Below are 22,084 nucleotides of genomic sequence, written 5' to 3' on the forward strand. Positions count from 1 at the left end.
TAATTTAACATATTATTATTAAAAGTTATATATTAACTTTAAAAACTTTTTTTGCTTTGGTTATAAAAGTGTTCAGCTTTAACTCAATATAATGAAGAAAGTCTTATGTTTTTAGTTGAGCAATTGAAATAGAAAGTGTTATGATATGTTAGGAATGTTTAAGACTTGGTACTAAAATTAGGGAGTAGTAAACTATGAAGTTAAAAAAACAAGAACGTCGTGAAGCAATAAAAAAAGAAATAGAAAAAAATCCCTTTATTACTGATCTTGGTTTAAGCAGTCTTTTTTCAGTCAGTATCCAAACAATAAGGTTGGATCGTACACACTTAAATATTCCTGAATTGAGAAAAAGAATAAAATCCGTTGCGAGAAAAAATCACGAAAGTATTCGATCTATTGATGGAAGTGAAATCATAGGTGATGTGATTAACGTTGAACCAGATCATCAAGCAACATCTCTGATTAATATTGATGAAGATTCAGTATTTACAAGAAATAAGATTGCCAGAGGTCATGTGTTGTTTGCACAGGCCAATTCATTATGTGTGGCACTTATACATAAACCAGTCGTTTTAACTAAAGAAAGTAATGTTTCATTTTTAAAACAAGTTAAATTAAACGATACAGTACGTGCTGAAGCACAAGCTGTTGAAATAACGAATAAATATTTTAAGATAAAGGTAAATTCGTATGTCAAAGATACTTTAGTATTTAGAGGTACATTCAAAATGTATTATACAAGTGAGGATGAACAAAATGGTTAAAATAGCTATCGACATGATGGGTGGCGATGACGCACCTGGCATCGTTTTAGAAGCTGTTGAGAAAGCGGTCAATGATTTTAAAGATTTAGAAATTATATTATTTGGAGACCAAAATAAATGTAATATTAATCACGAAAGAGTGGAAGTACGTTACTGTACAGAAGCGATAACGATGGAAGATGAACCTGTAAGAGCAATTAAACGGAAAAAAAATAGTTCGATGGTGCGCATGGCTGAAGCAGTAAAATCTGGTGAAGCGGATGGATGTGTATCAGCCGGTAATACAGGTGCATTAATGTCTGCAGGACTATTTATTGTTGGTAGGATTAAAGGTGTAGAAAGACCAGCATTAGTGCTTACTTTACCTACTGTATCAGGTAAAGGTTTTGTATTTATGGATGTCGGTGCAAATGCGGATGCTAAAGCAGAACACTTATTGCAATATGCACAATTAGGCAATATTTACGCACAAAAAATACGCAATATTGAACAACCTTCTGTAGCATTGCTTAATATAGGAACTGAAGCAGCTAAAGGAAATACATTAACTAAAAAAGCGTTTAATTTAATGGATGAACAACAAGAATTTCATTTTGCTGGTAATGTAGAAGCGAAAGTATTAATGGATGATGCTGCAGATGTCGTTGTCACAGATGGCTATACTGGTAACATGATCCTAAAAAATCTAGAAGGTGTAGCAAAATCTATAGGAAAAATGTTGAAATCTACACTTTTAAGTAGTTTAAAAAATAAATTAGCAGCGTTAGTCTTACGCAAAGATTTAAATGAGTTAACTACAAAAATGGACTATGCAGAATATGGTGGTTCAGTTTTACTAGGATTGAATGGTATCGTTGTAAAAGCACATGGTAGTTCTAATGCCAAGGCATTTTATTCAGCAATTCGTCAAGCTAAGGTTGCTGGAGAATTAAATATAGTAGATACAATGAGAGAAACGGTGGGGTCAAAAAATGGGTAAAACAGCGATTATTTTTCCTGGACAAGGGTCACAAAAAGTAGGCATGGCTAGTGATTTGTTTAATGAAAGTGATGCCGCAACATCAATTTTAAATGAAGCACAAGCACAATTGGATTTTGATATCTTAGAAACAATGTTTGAAGATGCCGAAGGTAAATTAGGCCAAACTGAAAATACACAACCAGCATTACTTACACATAGTACCGCTTTATTAATGGCATTAAAACAAATTGATGCAGATTATACAATGGGTCATAGTTTAGGTGAGTACGCGAGTCTAGTAGCGAGTGGCGTATTAAAGTTTGAGGACGCGGTAAAAATAGTTCGTAAACGTGGACAATTGATGGCAGCAGCTTTTCCTGATGGTGTTGGTAACATGGCAGCTGTCCTAGGTTTAAATTACAGTGAAGTTGATGACATTTGCAAACAACTTTCAACAGAAGACGAAGTCATAGAACCTGCTAATATCAATGCACCTGGACAAATTGTGGTTTCAGGGCATAAAACATTAATAGATCAACTTGTTGCTGAAGGAAAATCTTTGGGTGCTAAACGCGTCATGCCTTTAGCCGTTTCTGGTCCTTTCCATTCATCCATGATGCAAGTTATTGAATCGGACTTTGCAAATTATATCGAACAATTTGAATGGAACGACGCCAATTATCCAGTGGTACAAAATGTAAATGCTAAAGGTGAAACAGATGCTAAAGAAATTAAAGAGAATATGATTAAACAATTATATTCTCCGGTTCAATTTATAGATTCTGTGACATGGCTACTTGATCAAGGTGTCGACCATTTTATTGAAATTGGGCCAGGTAAAGTACTTTCAGGATTAATAAAAAAAATAAATAGAGATGTTAAGCTTACTTCAATTCAAACATTAGAAGACGTAAAAGGGTGGAATGAAAATGACTAAAAATGCATTAGTAACTGGAGCATCTAGAGGTATTGGTCGTAGTATAGCAATTCAGTTAGCTGAAGAAGGTTATAACGTAGCAGTAAACTATGCAGGTAATAGAGAAAAAGCAGAGGCTGTAGTAGAAGAAGTGAAAGCTAAAGGTGTAGAAAGCTTAGCAATTCAAGCTAATGTTGCCAATGGCGATGAAGTAAAAGCAATGATTAAAGAAGTAGTAAACCAATTTGGTACAGTCGATGTATTAGTCAATAATGCAGGTATTACTAGAGATAATTTATTGATGCGTATGAAAGAAAGTGAATGGGATGACGTTATCGACACTAATTTAAAAGGTGTGTTTAACTGTATTCAAAAGGTTACACCACAAATGTTAAGACAAAAAAGTGGGTCAATCATCAATTTATCTAGTGTAGTTGGTGCAGTAGGAAATCCTGGCCAAGCTAATTATGTTGCAACAAAAGCAGGCGTTATTGGATTGACTAAATCTGCTGCGAAAGAATTAGCTTCAAGAAATATCACAGTTAATGCCGTTGCACCAGGATTTATTGTATCTGACATGACAGATGCATTATCAGATGATTTAAAAGATCAAATGTTGCAACAAATTCCATTAGCAAGATTCGGTGAAGACACTGATATTGCAAATACAGTAGCATTTTTAGCTTCAGACAAAGCAAAATATATTACTGGTCAAACAATACATGTCAATGGTGGTATGTTTATGGAATAGTGAAACTGTACGGACATACCATTTTGAACATGACTTGATATGACTTATGGATGTATGTCATGCTCTAAGTATGTAATTCATTGAAATACTACTTGTATTTCAATCGATAAAATGGGAAAATATAAAAGTCTATCATAGGCTTTTAAAAGGAGGTGAATCGACGTGGAAAACTTCGACAAAGTAAAAGATATCATCGTTGACCGTTTAGGTGTTGACGCTGAAAAAGTAACTCAAGATGCATCTTTCAAAGATGATTTAGGCGCTGACTCACTTGATATTGCTGAATTAGTTATGGAATTAGAAGACGAATTTGGTACTGAAATTCCAGATGAAGAAGCTGAAAAAATCAACACTGTTGGTGATGCAGTTAACTTTATCAATAGTATGGAAAAATAATAAACAAATATCTGAGTCGTGGATTTTACGGCTCAGATTTTTTCTATTAAAAAGCAGTTAACTTTAGTAATCATATCAACAGTAATCCTTAAAGATGAACAATGTTCTATAAATGATAAAATGAATGTATGATTAGCAGTTTTCCCTTTAGTTTTATAATAAATTCACGTAAAATATAAAGGCATAAGTATATACAAAATTACTTTAAATTGAGGTGGAAAAGTATTGACGAATCATAAAAAAAAGGAAATGGTTAATGCATTCCAAGAAAAGTTTTCAAAAAAAATGCAAGAATTAAATTTGAATTTTAATAAAGTGAATTTATATCAACAAGCATTTTCACATTCGAGCTTCATCAACGATTTCAATATGGATAGATTAGATCATAATGAACGTTTAGAGTTTTTAGGAGATTCGGTATTAGAATTGACGGTTTCACGCTATTTGTTTGACAAATATCCAGAGTTACCAGAAGGTAATTTAACGAAAATGCGTGCGACAATTGTTTGTGAGCCTTCACTTGTAATATTCGCGAATAAAATTGCATTACACGACCTTATCTTGTTAGGTAAAGGAGAAGAAAAAACAGGTGGTAGAACAAGACCCTCACTTGTATCAGATGCATTTGAAGCTTTTGTAGGTGCATTGTATTTGGACCAAGGTCTAACCGCTGTTTGGAAATTTGCTGAAAATGTGATTTTTCCATTTGTGGAAGGCGATAAACTTGACGGCGTCGTGGACTTTAAAACACAGTTTCAAGAATATGTGCATCAGCAAAACAAAGGTGACGTTACTTATCGTTTAATCAATGAAGAAGGTCCTGCGCATCATCGTTTATTTACGTCGGAAGTGATTTTAGAAAACAAGCCGGTTGCGATAGGCAAAGGCAAAACGAAAAAAGAATCAGAGCAACAAGCAGCAGAAAGTGCTTATAAACTCTTGAAAAATAAAGAGGTTTAATGTCAGTTCCATTGTATATTGTGGTGTAGCTTACAGACGATTTAGCGCATGTTGGACGAAATTGTAAAAAATTTAAGATGCGTTAATGAATGATGTGAAAGCATTTCTAATAGATGAGTTAATAAAGCATGTAATCATTGCAAGTCGCTGTGACAAATTTATTGATGCACTAATCATATAGAAGCAGAAGCGAGAGCATGAACGTATTTGCATTACGTTGTTTTTATCTCGCATCTGAGAAACACTTTAAAGGAGAATAGCATGGTATATTTGAAATCTATTGATGCCTTTGGATTTAAATCATTTGCTGAACATACAAATGTACAGTTTGATGAAGGTGTCACGGCAATAGTAGGACCTAATGGTAGTGGTAAGAGTAATATTACAGATGCAATTAAGTGGGTTTTAGGTGAACAATCTGCTAAATCATTACGTGGCGCAAAAATGGAAGATATTATTTTTTCTGGTGCAGAACATAGAAAAGCTCAAAATTTTGCTGAAGTAAAATTAAAATTAGATAATAGTTCAGGTAAATTAAATGTTGATACAGAAGAACTCGTAGTCACACGTCGTTTATATAGAAGCGGGGAAAGTGAATATTATTTAAATAATGACCGATCACGACTTAAAGATATCATAGAACTATTTTTAGATTCAGGATTAGGAAAAGAAGCATTCAGTATAATATCTCAAGGTCGCGTAGATGAGATTCTTAATGCAAAGCCAATTGATAGAAGGCAAATATTGGAAGAATCTGCAGGTGTACTAAAATATAAAAAAAGAAAGGCAACTTCTGTGCAAAAATTAGATCAAACAGAAGATAACCTGACGCGTGTAGAAGATATCTTATTTGATTTAGAAGGTCGAGTCGAACCATTACGTGAAGAAGCTGCAATAGCAAAAGAATATAAACATCTGTCTAGTGAAATGGAAAAAAGTGATGTGTTGGTCACTGTTTATGATATTGGACAATATAATCAAAATATTTATGAACTAGACGAAAATCTCAATCGCTTAAAAAGTCAACAAGCTTCAAAAGATGCGGAAAAGGCGCAGCATACACAATCATTAAATCAATATAAATCTGAACGTCAACAATTAGATGAAAAGATAGAATCTTTAAATTTTAAACTTGTTAAAGCGACTGAAGAAGTTGAAAAATTTGCTGGACAATTGAATGTGTTAGAAGAACGTAAGAAGAATCAATCGCAAACCAATGCACGATTTGAAGAAGAACAAGAAAGCTTAGAGACACAAGTGACAAATTTAAAGCAAGAGCAATCAGAAGTAAAAGAACAAATCAAACAGTTAAAAACGAAACAAAATGATCTAAATGAAGAGATACAACAATATGAATCACAACTTTATGTGTCCGATGAACAACATGATGAAAAGTTAGAATCAATAAAAGATGAATACTATCAACTCATGTCAGAACAATCAGATGTCAATAATGATATACGCTTTTTAGAGCATACAATTCAAGAAAATGAAACGAAGCAATCACGTTTAGATTCACGCTTGCTTGATGCCTATAAGGAATTAAAAAATATTCAAACTCAAATCACTGAAACAGAGAAACAAAGTTCAATCGCGAAAAAAGAGTTGAAAAAAGCAGAAAGTGATTTAGCATCTTATGAAAAAAAACTAACGCAACTTAAAAATCAACAAAATGAATACGAAGAGAAATTACATCAAGCATACAGATTTAATGAAAAATTAAAATCACGTATTGATAGTTTAGCAACACAACAAGAAGAATATAGTTATTTTTTCAATGGTGTAAAACACATATTGAAAATGAAAGATAATAAACTTTCTGGCATCCGTGGTGCAGTAGCAGAAGTTATCCAAGTACCTTCGAATTTAACGAAAGCGATTGAAACTGCATTAGGTGCTTCGCTACAGCATATCATCGTTGATTCTGAAAAAGATGGTCGTCAAGCAATACAATATTTAAAACAAAATGGTCTTGGAAGAGCTACATTTTTACCATTAAACGTCATTCAACCTCGTAATATTGCCAGCGATATTTTGAAGATAGCTAATAGTTCAATTGGTTTTGTGAACGTTGCTTCAAGTGCGATACAAGTTGAAAATGATTATAAACATGTGATTCAAAATTTATTAGGCAATACAATAATTGTAGACAACTTGAAAAATGCTAACGAATTAGCTAGAAAAATTCGGTATCGAACACGTATCGTAACGTTAGAGGGAGATATTGTAAATCCAGGAGGTTCCATGACTGGTGGTGGTGATCGTAAAACTAAGAGCATTTTATCTCAAAAAGATGAGCTCTCAACAATGCGTGCGCAATTAGAAGATTATCAGCAACAAACTGTTTCATTTGAAAAACAATTTCAAGCAATTAAAGAAGAAGCCGATGCGTTAAGTAATAATTATTTCGATACGAGTCAAAGTTATAATACGATAAAACAAAACGTACATAAATTTGACTTAGAATTAGATAGATTACGTAAACAAGAAACACATTTAAAAAATGAGCATGAAGAATTTGAATTTGAGAAAAATGATGGTTACCAAAGTGAAACAAGTAAGCAAACCTTAAATGACAAAAAAGCGCAATTAGCAACAATCCAAGCGCAATTGCAAAAATTAGAAGAAGATATTAATATCTATACAAAATTATCAAAAGAAGGTAAAGAGAGTACAACGTTAATACAACAAAAATTACATCAAAAACAATCTGATTTAGCAGTAGTTAAAGAAAGATTAAGTACTCAAAAGCAAACGGAAACAAGGTTAACGCATCAACTTAAACAATTAAAAGAGCAAAAACAAAAATTGAGTGAGCAAATTGAATTATTTAATTCGGATGAGATAACTGGTGAAAAAGCTTTCGAAACGATTCAAAATAATATTGAACAAAGTAAAAGTAATAAAGCGCAATTAACAGAAGACTTGGCTACTATTAAATCACAACGCCAAACTTTGAATGATACAATTGAGACAACAGAGCGTAAGTTGGAAGAAGCAAATCAAGATATTTTATCGATTGAAAATCGTTACCAAGATATTAAAGCAGAACAATCTCGTTTAGATGTGCTAATCAATCATGCGATAGATCATTTGAGCGAACAGTATCATCTTACTTATGAACGGGCAAGTGAATTATATACACTAGAAGAGGATATTGACAGTTTACGAAAAAAAGTAAAATTAACCAAAATGTCTATAGAAGAATTAGGCCCCGTAAATTTAAATGCAATTGAACAATTTGAAGAAATCAACGAACGCTATACATTCTTGAATGAACAACGTGCTGATTTAAGAGCAGCCAAAGCGACGTTAGAACAATTAATAGAAGAAATGGATAATGAAGTGAAAGAACGATTTAAAGAGACTTTTCACGCTGTACAAGGTCATTTTTCTGAAGTATTTAAATCACTATTCGGTGGAGGACAAGCAGAGTTGCGCTTGACAGATGATGACTATTTATCAGCAGGGGTAGATATTATTGTTCAACCACCAGGTAAGAAACTGCAAAACCTATCACTATTAAGTGGTGGGGAACGTGCTTTGAGTGCAATTGCTTTGTTGTTCGCTATTTTAAAAGTGAGATCGGCACCATTTGTCATTTTAGATGAAGTAGAAGCAGCCTTAGATGAAGCCAATGTTATACGTTATGCACAATATTTAAAAGCATTATCAAACCAAACTCAGTTTATAGTCATTACACATCGTAAGGGTACAATGGAATTTTCTGATCGTTTATATGGTGTAACGATGCAAGAGTCAGGTGTATCAAAATTAGTAAGTGTCAATTTAAATACGATTGATGAAGTCATTAAGGAGGAACAAGTATGAGCTTTTTCAAACGACTAAAAGATAAATTCACAACGTCTGCAGAAAATCAAAAACCAGACGAATTAGAACAAGAACAACAATCTGAATTAGATGTAGATCAACCTCAATCATCCGAAGCGCCTAAGGAAAAAACAAAGCAGCCAAAAAAATTAAAAGAAGCTGATTTTGATGACGACGGATTAATTTCAATTGAGGACTTTGAAGAAATTGAAGCGCAACAACTTGGTGCAAAATTTAGAGCTGGATTAGAAAAGTCGCGTGAAAATTTCCAAGAACAGTTAAACAATTTAATTGCACGTTATCGTAAAGTTGATGAAGATTTCTTTGAAGCACTGGAAGAAATGTTAATAACTGCAGATGTTGGTTTTAACACAGTGATGGAACTCGTAGAAGAATTACGTACCGAAGCACAACGTCGTAATATTTCAGAAACTGAAGATTTGCGAGAAGTTATCGTAGAAAAAATTGTAGAAATCTATCATCAAGACGATGAACACTCAGAAATTATGAACATTGAAAATGAAGGGTTAAATGTCATTTTAATGGTAGGTGTCAATGGTGTGGGCAAAACGACAACAATTGGTAAATTAGCACATCGCTATCAAGCTGAAGGTAAGAAAGTGATGCTAGCAGCTGGTGATACTTTTAGAGCTGGTGCTATTGAACAACTCAAAATTTGGGGAGAGCGTGTTGGCGTAGAAGTAATGAGTCAAAAAGAAGGTTCGGATCCTGCAGCAGTTATGTATGATGCCATTAATGCAGCTAAAAGTAAGGGTGTAGATATTTTAATATGTGATACTGCTGGCCGTTTACAAAACAAATCTAATTTGATGAATGAACTAGAAAAAGTAAAACGTGTGATAGGTAGAGCAGTACCTGAAGCGCCTCATGAAGTCCTACTTTGTTTAGATGCTACTACTGGACAAAATGCCTTGTCCCAAGCTAAATCATTCAAAGAGGTTACGAATGTGACTGGTATTGTATTAACTAAACTGGATGGTACTGCAAAAGGCGGTATCGTTTTAGCGATACGTAATGAATTAAAAATACCAGTTAAATATGTTGGTTTAGGTGAAAAATTAGATGATTTACAACCATTTAATCCAGAAAGCTATGTATATGGACTGTTTGCTGATATGATTGAACAAAATGTTGATGATTCAAATGCAGCGGATGATCATACAGATAGCACGGATGTACAGAATGAAGGCCATACAGATGACACAAAATGATTTAATTAAGACTATACGTATGAATTATTTATTTGATTTTTATCAATCATTATTAACGGAAAAACAACGTAACTATCTAGAACTATTTTATCTACAGGATTATTCTTTAAGTGAGATTGCAGATACGTTTGATGTGAGCCGCCAAGCAGTGTATGATAACATAAGAAGAACTGGTGATTTAGTAGAAGATTATGAAATGAAACTAGGCCTTTATCAAAATTTTGAAAAACGACAAAACATATATGAAGCGATCAAAAAGCATATTGATGAGCCAGAAATAATTAAACAGTATCTTCAAACGCTTGAAGATTTGGAATAATTGAGAGTATAAAGGAGGGTAATGATATGGCATTTGAAGGATTATCCGATCGTCTTCAAGGGACGATGCAAAAGATCCGTGGCAAAGGAAAAGTTACAGAAGCAGATATTAAATTAATGATGCGAGAAGTCCGATTAGCATTACTTGAAGCAGACGTTAACTTTAAAGTCGTAAAGGATTTTGTCAAAACCGTATCAGAACGAGCTTTAGGTTCAGATGTAATGAAGTCATTAACACCTGGACAACAAGTCATTAAGATAGTACAAGAAGAACTTACACAACTGATGGGTGGCGAAAATGCAACCATCAAGATGGCCAATAAACCGCCAACAGTTGTGATGATGGTTGGTTTACAAGGTGCAGGTAAAACTACAACTGCAGGTAAATTAGCATTACTCATGCGTAAAAAATACAACAAAAAACCATTATTAGTAGCAGCCGATATTTATAGACCAGCTGCGATTGACCAATTACAAACTGTTGGTAAGCAAATTGATATTCCTGTTTACAGTGAAGGGGATCAAGTAAAACCTCAACAAATTGTAGAAAATGCCATTAAACACGCAAAGGAAGAACATTTAGATTTTGTTATTATTGATACGGCAGGTCGTTTGCATGTTGATGAAGCATTAATGGAAGAATTAAGTGATGTAAAAGAAATTACTAAACCAGATGAGATTATGCTTGTTGTTGATGCGATGACTGGTCAAGACGCAGTAAATGTAGCGCAATCGTTTGATGAACAGCTAGAAGTTTCAGGTGTAACCTTGACTAAACTAGATGGTGATACACGTGGTGGTGCTGCTTTATCAATTAGATCAGTGACACAAAAGCCAATTAAATTTGTTGGTATGAGTGAAAAATTAGATGGTTTAGAACCATTTCATCCAGAACGTATGGCTTCTCGAATATTAGGTATGGGTGATGTATTAAGTTTAATAGAAAAAGCACAACAAGATGTAGATGAAGATAAAGCGAAAGATTTAGAAAAGAAAATGCGTACGTCATCATTTACTTTGGAAGATTTCTTAGAACAATTAGATCAAGTTAAAAACCTTGGTCCATTAGATGACATTATGAAAATGATTCCTGGTATGAACAAAATGAAAGGGATGAATAATCTTAATATGGATGATAAACAAATTGACCATATTAAAGCTATTATTCAATCTATGACACCTAATGAACGTAATAACCCAGAAACATTAAATGTATCACGTAAAAAACGTATAGCTAAGGGTTCAGGACGTACTGTTCAAGAAGTTAACAGATTGATGAAACAATTTAACGAAATGAAGAAAATGATGAAGCAATTTTCTGGTGGCGGCAAAGGTAAAAAAGGTAAACGTAAACAAATGGAGAATATGTTAAATGGTATGAATTTACCGTTTTAACAATTGTCTATAAAATAGTTGTAAAAGCAGTGAGTAGAACATAAGGCATATTACAAAGTAAAGGACCAATCCGTATGAAAATGGATTGGTCCTTTTTATATGAATCATAAGTGATTTTGCTCGCGCATGCTTGCCTGGGGATATGGCTCGAGCCAGTAGTCTCTCGTTCATATCATAACCCTAGGCGTCAGCGCGTTACAAAATCATGGAAAATATTAAATGATGAAATTTTATGTGTAGGTGGGAAGTTATTTAATTTGATTTAGGTAAATTCATATTTTCCCTAAATGTCTTACCCTCATATTGTATTCTAAAAAGATTTCTTTTTTGTAATTCGGGAATGATGTAATCTACAAAATCTTCTAAGCTATTTGGTAAAGTTGGTGGCATTAAATTAAATCCATCAGCTACCCCTGCATTGAACCAACGTTCCATTTCGTCAACAATCTGTTCAGGCGTTCCGATGAGTGTCAAGTGTCCACCACCTGCACTGAGATAGCCTAACAATTGTCGCAAAGTTGGGTTTTTATCTTTTATAATTTCCAATACAGTTTGGTAACGACCTTTAGGGCCATTAAAAGATTCCAATGGTGGTAAATATGGGACCGGTTCATCCAAATCCCAATTATGACAATCTTGATGAATGAAAAATTCTAATTGATTTAATGCTGTTTCAGTTGCTAAATGTGTGTCTAGTTTTTGCTTTTTAGCAAAAGCTTCTTCGTATGTTGGTGCGACATATGTGACTAGTCCTGGAAAGACTTTCAAACTGTTCTTTGATTTACCTGCTAATTCCAGTTGATGATTTAATCTTTTTCTAAATGTAGTAGCTTGTTGTATATTCCAAGCTACTGCATAAACGGCATCTGCGTATTTCGTAGCTAGTGCAATACCAGGGTCGGATGCACCAGCTTGCATAGCAACAGGTTTTCCTTGTAGGCTACTTGGTGTTGTTAAAGGTCCTTGTACTTTAAAGTGTTCTCCAGTATGACTAATGGCATGGATATGATTTGCATTGATTAGAATATCTTGTGTCTTGTCATGTACAAATTCTTCTAAGCTCCAAGATGTTAATAGTTGATTCATAACACATGCAAATTCATCTGCTTTTTTGTAGCGTTCGTGATGTGCGGGTAAACTAGACATGCTATGATTTGCAGCTTCTAAATCCGTCATAGATGTTACTAAATTCCAACCTGCACGTCCTTGGCTCATATGATCAAGACTCAATAATTGTCTTGCAGCAGTAAAAGGATTCGAAAATGTACTTGAGATAGTCGCAACAAGACCTATATGATGAGTTACTTGCGCAATTGCTGCTAAATTCATTAAAGGGTCAAACCAAAAAGCAGGCATGTCATTATCCGTTTTTGCAGGAAAAGATTGATTATCAGCAAAAAATATAGCATCTAGCAAGCCTCGTTCTGATAGTCGAGCTAACGATTGATAATAATTGATATCACCGATTCGTTCAATACTAGAATCTTGCATACGCCATGCAGCTTGGTGATGGCCACAACCGTAAATTAATACACCTATATTGAGATGTTGATCGTGCGTCATAATTGATGCCCTCCATATTTTAGTTCATAGTTAAACCGCCATCTACGGTAATATTTTGACCAGTGATACCATTAGCTTGATCGCTAACTAGAAATGCTACCATATTTGCTACATCTTGTGGTGTTGTTACTTTATGTAATGGTGTAGTCTGTTCAATTAATTCAAATACTTCATCTGAAGTGGCAGCACTGGCGTCTGTAGTTTTTAATAAACCACCAGAAACGACATTAGCTTTGATGCCATATTGACCAAGTTCAGCAGCAATATTTCTTGTAAAACCGATTAAACTTGATTTAGCGGTAGTATATTCATGATAGGGAACGACAGGATTTTGGTATAAATTCGTTCCGATAGATATAATAGTACCTGATTTATGCTCAATAAATTGGTCGATAACACTTTGGGTTACATTAAAAGCGCCTTTTAGAGTGCCGTCAATTTGTTGTTGGTAATCTGACCAATTTAAGTCTTTAAATGATTTTTGGCGAGAAGGATCAAATTTAAACCCTATAAGCGCATTATTCACAACAGCATCTATTTTTCCAAAATGATTGGTGGCTTCTGCAATTAATTGATCTACTTGTGCTCTGTCTGTGACATCAGCACGAATCGCAATTGCATGTTCGTGACCAATTTCGTCTACAACCTTTTCTGCTAATGTCTTATTCTGAAAATAATTGATAATTACATGATGCCCTTGGCTACCTAAAGTTTTTGCAATGGATGCGCCTAATCCTCTACTGCTACCAGTTATAAGTATTGTTTTACTCATCATTTCACTCCTGGAATCATTTATTAAATAAAAAAATACACAACCTCCATAAGAGAAGCTGTGTACTAAAAATCTACAATCTATAGTTAATATGTTGATATAGCTTTGTTATTTTTGTAACACTTCCCTCCGCTAGTATGGACTAGATCAGGTTCAAAGGGTTTGAGTAAATCTCATCTCAGTTAAAAAACACCCCTAGTGCATTTAATATTTAATTTATTTTCAATTTATAGTGTTTAATAGTTAATGTCAAGTTTACGATGATATCGAAAATAATATTGGTACAATGAAGTGATTAAAAGTATAAAATGGTAAAGAAGAAACTCTTTACAAACTTCTAGATAACTGTTAATATTATTTCTTGTAGAAAATAAAAATTAGAACAATCAAAGGAGAGAATATAAATGGCAGTTAAATTACGTTTAACACGTTTAGGCTCAAAAAGAAATCCATTCTATCGTATCGTAGCAGCAGATGCTCGTGCGCCACGTGATGGTCGTAACATCGAACAAATCGGAACTTATAATCCAAATAATGTAAATGCTCCAGAAGTTAAAATTGACGAAGAGTTAGCATTAAAATGGTTGAAAAATGGTGCTAAACCAACAGATACTGTACACAACATCTTATCAAGAGAAGGTATCTTGAAAAAATTTGACGATCAAAAATAATCGTCATTATTAGCACATAAAAATTTTAAAAAAAGAGAGAGTCGTGGAAATCGTAGTCATTTAAAATGATTTCGACGACTCATCTCGGTATGGATGACTATGGTTGAATGTTAACCATTGTGCATGCCAATATAATCATAAAAGGCTGAGACAATTCGTTTGTCCCAGCCTTTTAAATTAGCATACCGGTAATCATTTATATAAAGCAACATCAACAATTTAGTAGGCTTATACGAGTGAATACATTGATCAAGAATGACTTAAGATGATTTATACAATATTTTAGCTCATAACATATAGAGAAGGTTTAAAATAATACTAACAATTCATGTTATAATTATTTTAGTCGAAAAATAAAAAATAACGAATTTCAATGATACATATACATTATCGGAGGAGCTTATATGAAAGTAGAAATAGGCAAAATTATCAATACACATGGTATAAAAGGCGAAATTAAAGTCCAATCTCACTCAGATTTTACAGATGTACGCTTTCAACCAGGTGAAACTGTGATGATAGAACGTCAAAACGAACCAACATTAGAATTGAAAATTGCGACATATCGTATGCATAAAGGGTTGCACATGTTGACCTTTGAAGGTATCAACAATATTAATGATATTGAGCACTTAAAAGGTGAAATCCTTTTACAAGATAGAGACCACGAAGAAATTGAATTAGGGGAGCATGAATACTATTACTCAGATATTATTGGCTGTACCGTATTCGATGATAATGAAACACCTATTGGAAGAGTGATAGAAATTTTTGAAACGGGTGCCAATGATGTTTGGGTTGTCAAAGGTGATAAAGAATATCTTATACCATATATAGAAGATGTTGTTAAACATATAGATATTGAAGGTAGACGAATTGATATTACGCCTATGGAAGGACTGTTGGAGTAATGAAGATAGATTATTTAACTTTGTTCCCTCAAATGTTTGACGGTGTATTAAATCAATCGATTTTAAAAAGAGCGCAAGATAAGGAAATGCTACAAATTAATACTGTCGATTTTAGAGATTTTGCTGAAAATAAGCATAATCAAGTAGATGATTATCCATTCGGTGGAGGGCAAGGTATGGTGCTTAAACCAGAACCTATATTTAATGCAATGAAAGATATTGACAAAACAGAAAATACACGTGTGATTTTAATGTGTCCACAAGGTCGACCATTTAATCAAGAAATTGCACAGGAACTCAGTCATTCCGAACATTTAGTTTTTATTTGTGGGCATTATGAAGGATATGATGAACGTATCCGTCAGCATTTAGTTACGGATGAAATTTCTATGGGAGATTATGTTTTAACAGGTGGAGAATTACCTGCGATGGTAATGACCGATGCAATAGTAAGATTAATTCCAGGTGTTTTAGGTAATCAACAATCACATGAAGATGATTCTTTTCAGGATGGATTATTAGAATTTCCACAATATACCAGACCACGTTCCTATCAAGATATGAACGTACCAGAGGTATTATTGTCAGGGAATCATGCGCATATTGATCAATGGCGTCATGAACAAAAACTGATACGTACATGGGAAAAGCGTCCAGATTTATTAGAAAATTATCCACTTACTGATAAAGACAAAGATATTTTAGAAAGATACAAAAAGCAATTGAAAAATGAATAACAGTGTGCTAACATAATTTAAGTGTGCGACACACGAAAATCACTATGATCCGCTGCTATATATTTGTCTAGGCAAGAACATAGGTTGAAGGAGAGAAAAAATAATGAGTAATCACAAATTAATCGAAGCAGTAACACAATCACAATTACGCACAGACTTACCTTCATTCCGTCCAGGTGACACTTTAAGAGTTCACGTACGTATTATTGAAGGTACTCGCGAACGTATCCAAGTATTCGAAGGTGTTGTAATCAAACGTCGCGGTGGAGGTATTTCAGAAACTTTCACAGTACGTAAGATTTCTTCAGGTGTAGGTGTGGAACGTACATTCCCATTACACACTCCAAAAATCGAAAAAATTGAAGTTAAACGTCGCGGTAAAGTACGTCGTGCTAAATTATATTACTTACGTGAATTACGTGGTAAAGCTGCTAGAATTAAAGAAATTCGTTAATCAGCATAAAAGTCATAAAAAAGAAGCGGTTCCTAATCGGAACTGCTTCTTTTTTATATTTTGTAATCAATTTGAAGATGATATTATCATTTTTTAATATAAATCCATTTTGTATAAACGAAACTTAAAATGATTCCAATAATACTTATTATTACTAATAACCATGTATGGGGCGGTGTATATTTAAGTGTAATTGTCTTTTGTCCTTGCTCTACAGGAATTACTGTCATGATACCATTACCTTTTTTAACTGGTAATGTTTTGCCTTTGTCTGTATAAGCTTTCATTCCATCTCTATAAGGCATTGGCAATACGAGGTAGCCTTCATCATTTTTATTTTTTTTAATTGTATAATGACGTGGATTTTGTGAAACTTTCACAGAATGTAGTTGTTTATGTGCTTTCTTTAATACATCGTAGTTTTCTCCATAAATTCCTTTAACATTAAAGCGATAATTACCTTTAGATAATTTTATATTCAAGTCTTGCACAGATTTTACTCGCATCGTTACTGGAGTGACAAAACGTCTATATTTATAAGATAGGTTATTACGATGTTGATTATATTCATTCACACCAACATTGTGAGCCTTGTCTGGCCCTAACAATTCAACATCCATCTCTACATAGAGATCTTCATACTGATTTGCAATAGATGCTGGTAACTGATAATGGACACCTCCACCATCCTTAGAAACGGTTAATTTATTTTTTTGCGTACGCTTTGCATTAATTAAATTAGTAGAAGTTTCTGATAGTAAGTTTTTATTTGGTGTGAACTGTTGATTTGTAGGATATTCATCTGCTTGATCAAAAACTATCCCTTGTAACATAGCTTGTTCTTTATCCATAGGCGATTTGAGGTCTTTTTTATCAAATACTTTATTTGTAATGTGCGCACTAGGATAATTGGCTTTATTTGTTGAATGTATAAAGGTTTCCTCATCAGAATGTTTGATTGTACTTTGCTTAGAAAAGCCATAGGGGATATTCTTGTCTTCTGGGCGACGAATGCGATCATTGACATCCCAAAGTGCCATCAAATTTGCTCTATTTGAAAGTAGACGATAAGTGCTGTTTTTATCCGTATGCATATTGATTTGTAATGTTTTATCATAATACTTTAAAATGTCGCCATCGAAAATGCTTGAATATAATGCAATACCGTTAAAATGATATATCATTGGTGAATTCAAGCCGTATTGTGACATGTAATCAATTCTACTGAATGGATCGTCTTGATGCTGTTTAATTTTATCTATTTTATTCGCTAGTGCAGGACTTTTATATTTTGAATCATGCATTGATGAAACAGTTGATTCGTATTTTTGAACATTATTGACATGGTCGTTATCTAAAATAATCGCTTGTTGAATAATGAATAATATGATTAGCACAATAGACGGCCAATTTAATTTGAATAGTGATTTTTTATAAAGCAATATGCCGATAAAAATCATAATTACGAGACAGATGCCCATCCATGTCATTTTCTGGTCTTTAACGATCATTTGCATGATTCCCATAATCATTAATACTGGAAGGGAAGCGAATATATACGACTTCAAAGATAATTCAGATAAATAATGAATGAACAATGCTATTAATCCAGCAGTAGTAAGTGCAAATATATAAACCCAACGGCGTTCAGGCGTTGAGAACCCATTAAACATACTATCGAAAAGAGGGGTTAGTGCCCCTATAAGCATGATCCAAGTTGCAATCGCAAAAAGTTTATAATAATAATGTCGATATAGTTTAAAAGATAGTAAGGCAATGAGTGCGATGATAGTCACAGTGATATAAAATCCGTTTGTAAAAAAATGTTTTTGTCGTGCGAAATCTGTAATGACACCAAAATTAAAATTAGGATTACTTACTCTATCATTGTTTAAAAAAGAAGAAACGCCAGTATAAAAGCCCCAAATAGCAATTAAAGTACTTAATATAACAGCTGTAGGAATCATCCAAAGTTGTTGCTTCCTAGTAACAATATCTTTTGCATGAGGGAACACACATCTATAGATAAAGTAACTCAAAATTACAATAGCTTCGTAATAACTAAAATAAAAATTAGAAAATAATGTTAAAGCAATAGAAAAAATAAATAATCCTATTTTTCTATCTTTGTAAAACCGTTCAATACCGAGCAAAGATAGGGGAAGAAAAATTAATAAATCTCCATAATATGACCAAGTAAAATTAAAATAAATAACGGTTGTTGAAGCTGCATATAACATTGAAGCCAAAAATACTATGTGTTTTTTGAGCTTGATATAATTAAAGAAATAGAACGCAACGGTAAATGTAGCGATGCATTTGAAAAAAGCTACTATTAATTGATTGCTTGCCCAATACGTGATGTCGCTAGGGTTGCTATTAAATATTACTTCAGATAACCACACGAATAAAAAATTAATTAGTACAAAAGGTGAGGTTGCATAGTAATAGGATAAATCTTTAACATAATCTCCACCTAAACCAAAAGAATGGTCATAAAAACTTTTGAATTGGCTAAGGTGTTCGTAAAGATACATTTGGAAAGGCATCATTTGCCTAAAACCATCACCATGACCACTAAATACAGTACCGTCAGTTAAATAGCGATAAATATAAGGTGTGAACGTTAATAAAGCTACGCCGACGCCCATTAAAAGAATTGTTAAAAATCTTGATAGTTTGTGGGACCAAATTCTATGAAACACGGTCATACCTCATCTCAGATAAACTCCTTTATTTAAGTTTAGATTTTTTCTTTAGACACCAAAAAATACTTATTAAGATACTTATAACTGAAATTATAATCATCGTAAACCAATATTTAGGGCGGTATTTAATGATAATTTCACTATCTTGTTTAGTGACTGGTACGCCAGTCATCATATAATTTACTTTTTTAGGTTTTACTTTTTTATGATCTACATAAGCCACCATACCGTCACGATATGGAATGTTAATCGTTGCGATTCCCTTTGTATGTGGTGCTAACTTCACTTTTACTCCATTTTTAATATCATTATAATAATGATTTTGTTTCTTATTATAGGCTTTTTTGAGTTTGCTATAATTTTCACCATGAAGACTTTGAATATCAAAATAATAACTACCTCTAGGGTTAATAGCTATGTTAATATTACCATCTTTGTCTGGTTGTGTCCTATATAGTTGGTTTTCAACACCAGTTTTATAGGTCGAATTGTTATACAACCGGTGGTTAGCATAATTATTTATATTAATTGTATAATTACTGTCGGGTTGACCACGTCGAACTTTTAAATTTAAATAAAAGTCTGAATAACGTTTTCTTATGTGATTTGGGACGTGAATTTTAATTTGACCTTGGTTTTTGGGCAGATTGATTTGTTGATTATTTTTTATTTTTATATTTTGGTAAGATATTTTGGTCGCATCGATAAGGTTTTGTGCGTTATCCGTGTAAGGTTTACCTGAATTTTTTATAACAACACCATCCAACATCGCATGTTCTCGATCGATAGGCGTTTTTAAAGTGTCAGAATTATAGATTTGATTAGTCACTTTTACAGAAGGCAAGTTTAAAGTATTCTCATAAATGTGGTATTGTCCCTCACTTTTTACATTTTTAAAATAACTAGGCACATTGTTTTCGTAATCTTTTAACATTAAATATTTCATTGAAAATAAACTGCTAATATTTTGTCGTCCATTAGTACTTTGGTATCTACTCACAGATTCAGATTGAAGGTTGATTTTCAAATCATCATAGTAATAGTCTAAAATGTTGTGATGAAAAATACTTGAATATAAACTTGAACCTTTAAAGAATTGATACATAGGTGTGTTATCTTGTTCATTAACACGCCAATCGATACGTTCGTCTTCCGTTTTTGAATGATTCATTTCAGAGACTAATTGTCTTTGTAACGGTGTGTTAAATAGACTTGCATTGACATAATAGCGATTTGCTCGTTCAACATGATCTTCAAAATAAATTTGATTGCGTATAAAAACGGCTACAACAAGTGTTGCTAATATCAATATGGCAGTATAATAAAAATAAATGAAACGTTTACGATAAGCTGGAGCTTTAAGACACAGTACCAGCAAGCCTATCAAACAAACAATAGGTGTAAACCAGAGCCATGAAACAAAATCATCATAAATCCACGCGCTCACAAAAACAAAACTTAAACTGATGATTGAAGAAAAAATATAGTTTTTAATTGTTAGCGTGCTAAAGTACTTTACATATAGCCCTATGAGCAATGCTGCGTTAAAAGCAATTAGATAATGCCATCTTTTTTGAGGAGCAGAAAAACCATTAAAGAGCTGATCGACAAATGGTAAATAATTAGCGCCTATAGTAAGTATCATAAAAATTGCAAATAACTTAAAATAAAAATGCTTGTATAGTTTAAATGATAACAGTGCTTGTATTACTAAAAATAAAATGACTATTAAGTAATTGTCATAAAATACATTCGTGTTTTGGTTGAAAGGTTCTAAAAAATCTACGTCTCCATTAAAAGGTATACGTCTGTTATTGGTATAAGCACGTAAACCGTGATAAAAAAAGAAAAGACTGCAACCAAGTGCTAAAATTGCAGCAATGAAGATGGTATATATTGCTTTAAACCTAGGAACGATATCATGTCTATGTTTAAATATTAGTCTAACTGTAAAATAGATTAGACCTACGATGAGTTGATAATACGCAAAATAAAAGTTATTTATTAATGAAACTGTGACTATGATGATAAACATGGCTTTTTTTTCTTTTTGTAAAAATAATTCAATAGACCATAAGAGTAGCGGTAATAATATAAAAATATCACTGAAAAATGGCCAATATACAGTAAATCTAAAATAGAGTGGTGATATGACAAAAAGATATGACGTTAGTACTGCGATGCTTTTATTTTGAGTAATATAGCGTACAAAACCAAAAGTTGCTAACATCGCTAATGTTGATTTAAAAATGGACAATACAATAGCATTTGTCATCCAAAACATAATGTCTTGCGTGTCCCAATCAATCGCTAACTTTATGAGAAAGATAAAAATTACATTAAGTATAAACAAAATATTGGTTGAAAAATAGTAACTTAGGTCAGTGAAAAAATCTCCACCTAATCCGAAATCAGTGGCGTAAAACCATTGACCTTGACTCCATTTATCATACAAATACATTTGCATCGGTATCATTTGTTCCATGCCATCATTGGGCCCCGTAAATAAAACACCCTCATTTATAAATCTATAGATAACATAGCCATGTCCAATGATTGCTAATATAAAGCATAATAATATGTAAAAAAGCATCCTTTTCATGAGTAGTCTCCTGTAATCGAATTATTTTTAATTCCATTGTAACGATTTTTTAGAATTATTGATAAAAATTACCATTATTTAATTTAAGAAAATTAATTTAAATATTATACTTATTTTGAAATTTAGTATTGGTAAGATACTC

18 protein-coding genes and 1 riboswitch are annotated in these 22,084 nt (G+C 33.0%); of the genes, 14 read left to right on the forward strand and 4 right to left on the reverse strand.

All coding sequences use genetic code 11. The features are described 5' to 3' along the window. Positions 1 to 194: 194 nt before the first annotated feature. From fapR to ffh, 10 genes are all read left to right on the forward strand, one after another. A complete protein-coding gene (fapR, locus tag CD150_RS03045; protein ID WP_103161333.1) occupies positions 195 to 764 on the forward strand; it encodes a transcription factor FapR in 570 nt (189 codons plus the stop codon). Continuing rightward, complete coding sequence (gene plsX, locus CD150_RS03050; protein ID WP_103161334.1) at positions 757 to 1,743, forward strand: phosphate acyltransferase PlsX; 987 nt, start codon at positions 757 to 759, stop codon at positions 1,741 to 1,743. The genes fapR and plsX overlap by 8 nt, the downstream gene beginning before the upstream one ends. Next, positions 1,736 to 2,662 carry an ACP S-malonyltransferase gene (gene fabD / locus CD150_RS03055; RefSeq protein ID WP_073342316.1) on the forward strand — a complete coding sequence of 309 codons (927 nt, stop codon included), beginning with the start codon at positions 1,736 to 1,738 and terminating at the stop codon, positions 2,660 to 2,662. Before plsX ends, fabD begins: the two co-directional genes overlap by 8 nt. Continuing rightward, positions 2,655 to 3,392, forward strand: coding sequence for a 3-oxoacyl-[acyl-carrier-protein] reductase (fabG, locus tag CD150_RS03060; protein WP_046208661.1), 738 nt, complete (start codon positions 2,655 to 2,657; stop codon positions 3,390 to 3,392). Before fabD ends, fabG begins: the two co-directional genes overlap by 8 nt. A gap of 162 nt (positions 3,393 to 3,554) precedes the next feature. Next, positions 3,555 to 3,788, forward strand: coding sequence for an acyl carrier protein (locus tag CD150_RS03065; RefSeq protein ID WP_019467939.1), 234 nt, complete (start codon positions 3,555 to 3,557; stop codon positions 3,786 to 3,788). Positions 3,789 to 4,037: 249 nt separating this feature from the next. Beyond that, positions 4,038 to 4,748 (forward strand): ribonuclease III, encoded by a 711-nt coding sequence (gene rnc, locus CD150_RS03070; RefSeq protein WP_397610339.1) that lies wholly within the window; start codon positions 4,038 to 4,040, stop codon positions 4,746 to 4,748. Between the two features lie 261 nt (positions 4,749 to 5,009). Continuing rightward, positions 5,010 to 8,579 (forward strand): chromosome segregation protein SMC, encoded by a 3,570-nt coding sequence (gene smc, locus CD150_RS03075; protein ID WP_103161336.1) that lies wholly within the window; start codon positions 5,010 to 5,012, stop codon positions 8,577 to 8,579. Beyond that, positions 8,576 to 9,811, forward strand: a complete 1,236-nt coding sequence (gene ftsY / locus CD150_RS03080; RefSeq protein ID WP_070037893.1) for a signal recognition particle-docking protein FtsY — start codon at positions 8,576 to 8,578, stop codon at positions 9,809 to 9,811. Before smc ends, ftsY begins: the two co-directional genes overlap by 4 nt. Continuing rightward, positions 9,798 to 10,130 (forward strand): putative DNA-binding protein, encoded by a 333-nt coding sequence (locus CD150_RS03085; RefSeq protein WP_046208657.1) that lies wholly within the window; start codon positions 9,798 to 9,800, stop codon positions 10,128 to 10,130. The genes ftsY and CD150_RS03085 overlap by 14 nt, the downstream gene beginning before the upstream one ends. A 26-nt stretch (positions 10,131 to 10,156) precedes the next feature. Beyond that, the gene (gene ffh, locus CD150_RS03090) at positions 10,157 to 11,524 is read left to right on the forward strand and encodes a signal recognition particle protein (RefSeq protein ID WP_046208656.1); all 1,368 of its coding nucleotides are present in this window, start codon (positions 10,157 to 10,159) and stop codon (positions 11,522 to 11,524) included. Between the two features lie 252 nt (positions 11,525 to 11,776). On the opposite strand, the gene CD150_RS03095 is transcribed toward ffh, so the two are convergent. Both CD150_RS03095 and CD150_RS03100 read right to left on the reverse strand, forming a co-directional pair. Further along, positions 11,777 to 13,087, reverse strand: coding sequence for an LLM class flavin-dependent oxidoreductase (locus tag CD150_RS03095; protein WP_073342305.1), 1,311 nt, complete (start codon positions 13,085 to 13,087; stop codon positions 11,777 to 11,779). A gap of 19 nt (positions 13,088 to 13,106) precedes the next feature. Continuing rightward, positions 13,107 to 13,859, reverse strand: coding sequence for a 3-oxoacyl-ACP reductase (locus tag CD150_RS03100; RefSeq protein WP_073342302.1), 753 nt, complete (start codon positions 13,857 to 13,859; stop codon positions 13,107 to 13,109). A gap of 107 nt (positions 13,860 to 13,966) precedes the next feature. Continuing rightward, positions 13,967 to 14,066, reverse strand: a riboswitch (TPP riboswitch). 197 nt (positions 14,067 to 14,263) lie between these two features. Here CD150_RS03100 and rpsP point away from each other — a divergent pair. The 4 genes from rpsP (at position 14,264) to rplS (ending at position 16,632) form a co-directional block, all read left to right on the forward strand. Then, the gene (gene rpsP / locus CD150_RS03105) at positions 14,264 to 14,530 is read left to right on the forward strand and encodes a 30S ribosomal protein S16 (RefSeq protein ID WP_019468468.1); all 267 of its coding nucleotides are present in this window, start codon (positions 14,264 to 14,266) and stop codon (positions 14,528 to 14,530) included. Positions 14,531 to 14,934: 404 nt separating this feature from the next. Continuing rightward, positions 14,935 to 15,441, forward strand: a complete 507-nt coding sequence (gene rimM, locus CD150_RS03110; protein WP_064209040.1) for a ribosome maturation factor RimM — start codon at positions 14,935 to 14,937, stop codon at positions 15,439 to 15,441. After that, on the forward strand, positions 15,441 to 16,178 hold the full coding sequence (trmD, locus tag CD150_RS03115) for a tRNA (guanosine(37)-N1)-methyltransferase TrmD (protein ID WP_046208652.1): 738 nt from the start codon (positions 15,441 to 15,443) through the stop codon (positions 16,176 to 16,178). The genes rimM and trmD overlap by 1 nt, the downstream gene beginning before the upstream one ends. A gap of 103 nt (positions 16,179 to 16,281) precedes the next feature. Then, on the forward strand, positions 16,282 to 16,632 hold the full coding sequence (rplS, locus tag CD150_RS03120) for a 50S ribosomal protein L19 (protein WP_019468465.1): 351 nt from the start codon (positions 16,282 to 16,284) through the stop codon (positions 16,630 to 16,632). A gap of 86 nt (positions 16,633 to 16,718) precedes the next feature. Here the strand turns inward: rplS and CD150_RS03125 are convergent, their stop codons facing one another. Together CD150_RS03125 and CD150_RS03130 are read right to left on the reverse strand one after the other, a co-directional pair. Further along, entirely contained in the window at positions 16,719 to 19,337 is a 2,619-nt protein-coding gene (locus CD150_RS03125; RefSeq protein WP_103161337.1) for a YfhO family protein, read from the reverse strand. Between the two features lie 28 nt (positions 19,338 to 19,365). Further along, positions 19,366 to 21,942 carry a YfhO family protein gene (locus CD150_RS03130; protein WP_073342297.1) on the reverse strand — a complete coding sequence of 859 codons (2,577 nt, stop codon included), beginning with the start codon at positions 21,940 to 21,942 and terminating at the stop codon, positions 19,366 to 19,368. Positions 21,943 to 22,084: the final 142 nt, after the last annotated feature.

Origin of the sequence: Staphylococcus ureilyticus, assembly GCF_002902235.1 — a bacterium.
Classification (GTDB): Bacteria; Bacillota; Bacilli; order Staphylococcales; family Staphylococcaceae; genus Staphylococcus; species Staphylococcus ureilyticus.

Bases quoted from the DNA above. Each gene is read 5' to 3' on its own strand.
- fapR (WP_103161333.1), top strand. From the start codon at position 195: ATGAAGTTAAAAAAACAAGAACGTCGTGAAGCAATAAAAAAAGAAATA.
- plsX (WP_103161334.1), top strand. From the start codon at position 757: ATGGTTAAAATAGCTATCGACATGATGGGTGGCGATGACGCACCTGGC.
- fabD (WP_073342316.1), top strand. From the start codon at position 1,736: ATGGGTAAAACAGCGATTATTTTTCCTGGACAAGGGTCACAAAAAGTA.
- fabG (WP_046208661.1), top strand. From the start codon at position 2,655: ATGACTAAAAATGCATTAGTAACTGGAGCATCTAGAGGTATTGGTCGT.
- rnc (WP_397610339.1), top strand. From the start codon at position 4,038: ATGGTTAATGCATTCCAAGAAAAGTTTTCAAAAAAAATGCAAGAATTA.
- smc (WP_103161336.1), top strand. From the start codon at position 5,010: ATGGTATATTTGAAATCTATTGATGCCTTTGGATTTAAATCATTTGCT.
- ftsY (WP_070037893.1), top strand. From the start codon at position 8,576: ATGAGCTTTTTCAAACGACTAAAAGATAAATTCACAACGTCTGCAGAA.
- CD150_RS03085 (WP_046208657.1), top strand. From the start codon at position 9,798: ATGACACAAAATGATTTAATTAAGACTATACGTATGAATTATTTATTT.
- ffh (WP_046208656.1), top strand. From the start codon at position 10,157: ATGGCATTTGAAGGATTATCCGATCGTCTTCAAGGGACGATGCAAAAG.
- CD150_RS03095 (WP_073342305.1), bottom strand. From the start codon at position 13,087: ATGACGCACGATCAACATCTCAATATAGGTGTATTAATTTACGGTTGT.
- CD150_RS03100 (WP_073342302.1), bottom strand. From the start codon at position 13,859: ATGAGTAAAACAATACTTATAACTGGTAGCAGTAGAGGATTAGGCGCA.
- rpsP (WP_019468468.1), top strand. From the start codon at position 14,264: ATGGCAGTTAAATTACGTTTAACACGTTTAGGCTCAAAAAGAAATCCA.
- rimM (WP_064209040.1), top strand. From the start codon at position 14,935: ATGAAAGTAGAAATAGGCAAAATTATCAATACACATGGTATAAAAGGC.
- trmD (WP_046208652.1), top strand. From the start codon at position 15,441: ATGAAGATAGATTATTTAACTTTGTTCCCTCAAATGTTTGACGGTGTA.
- rplS (WP_019468465.1), top strand. From the start codon at position 16,282: ATGAGTAATCACAAATTAATCGAAGCAGTAACACAATCACAATTACGC.
- CD150_RS03130 (WP_073342297.1), bottom strand. From the start codon at position 21,942: ATGAAAAGGATGCTTTTTTACATATTATTATGCTTTATATTAGCAATC.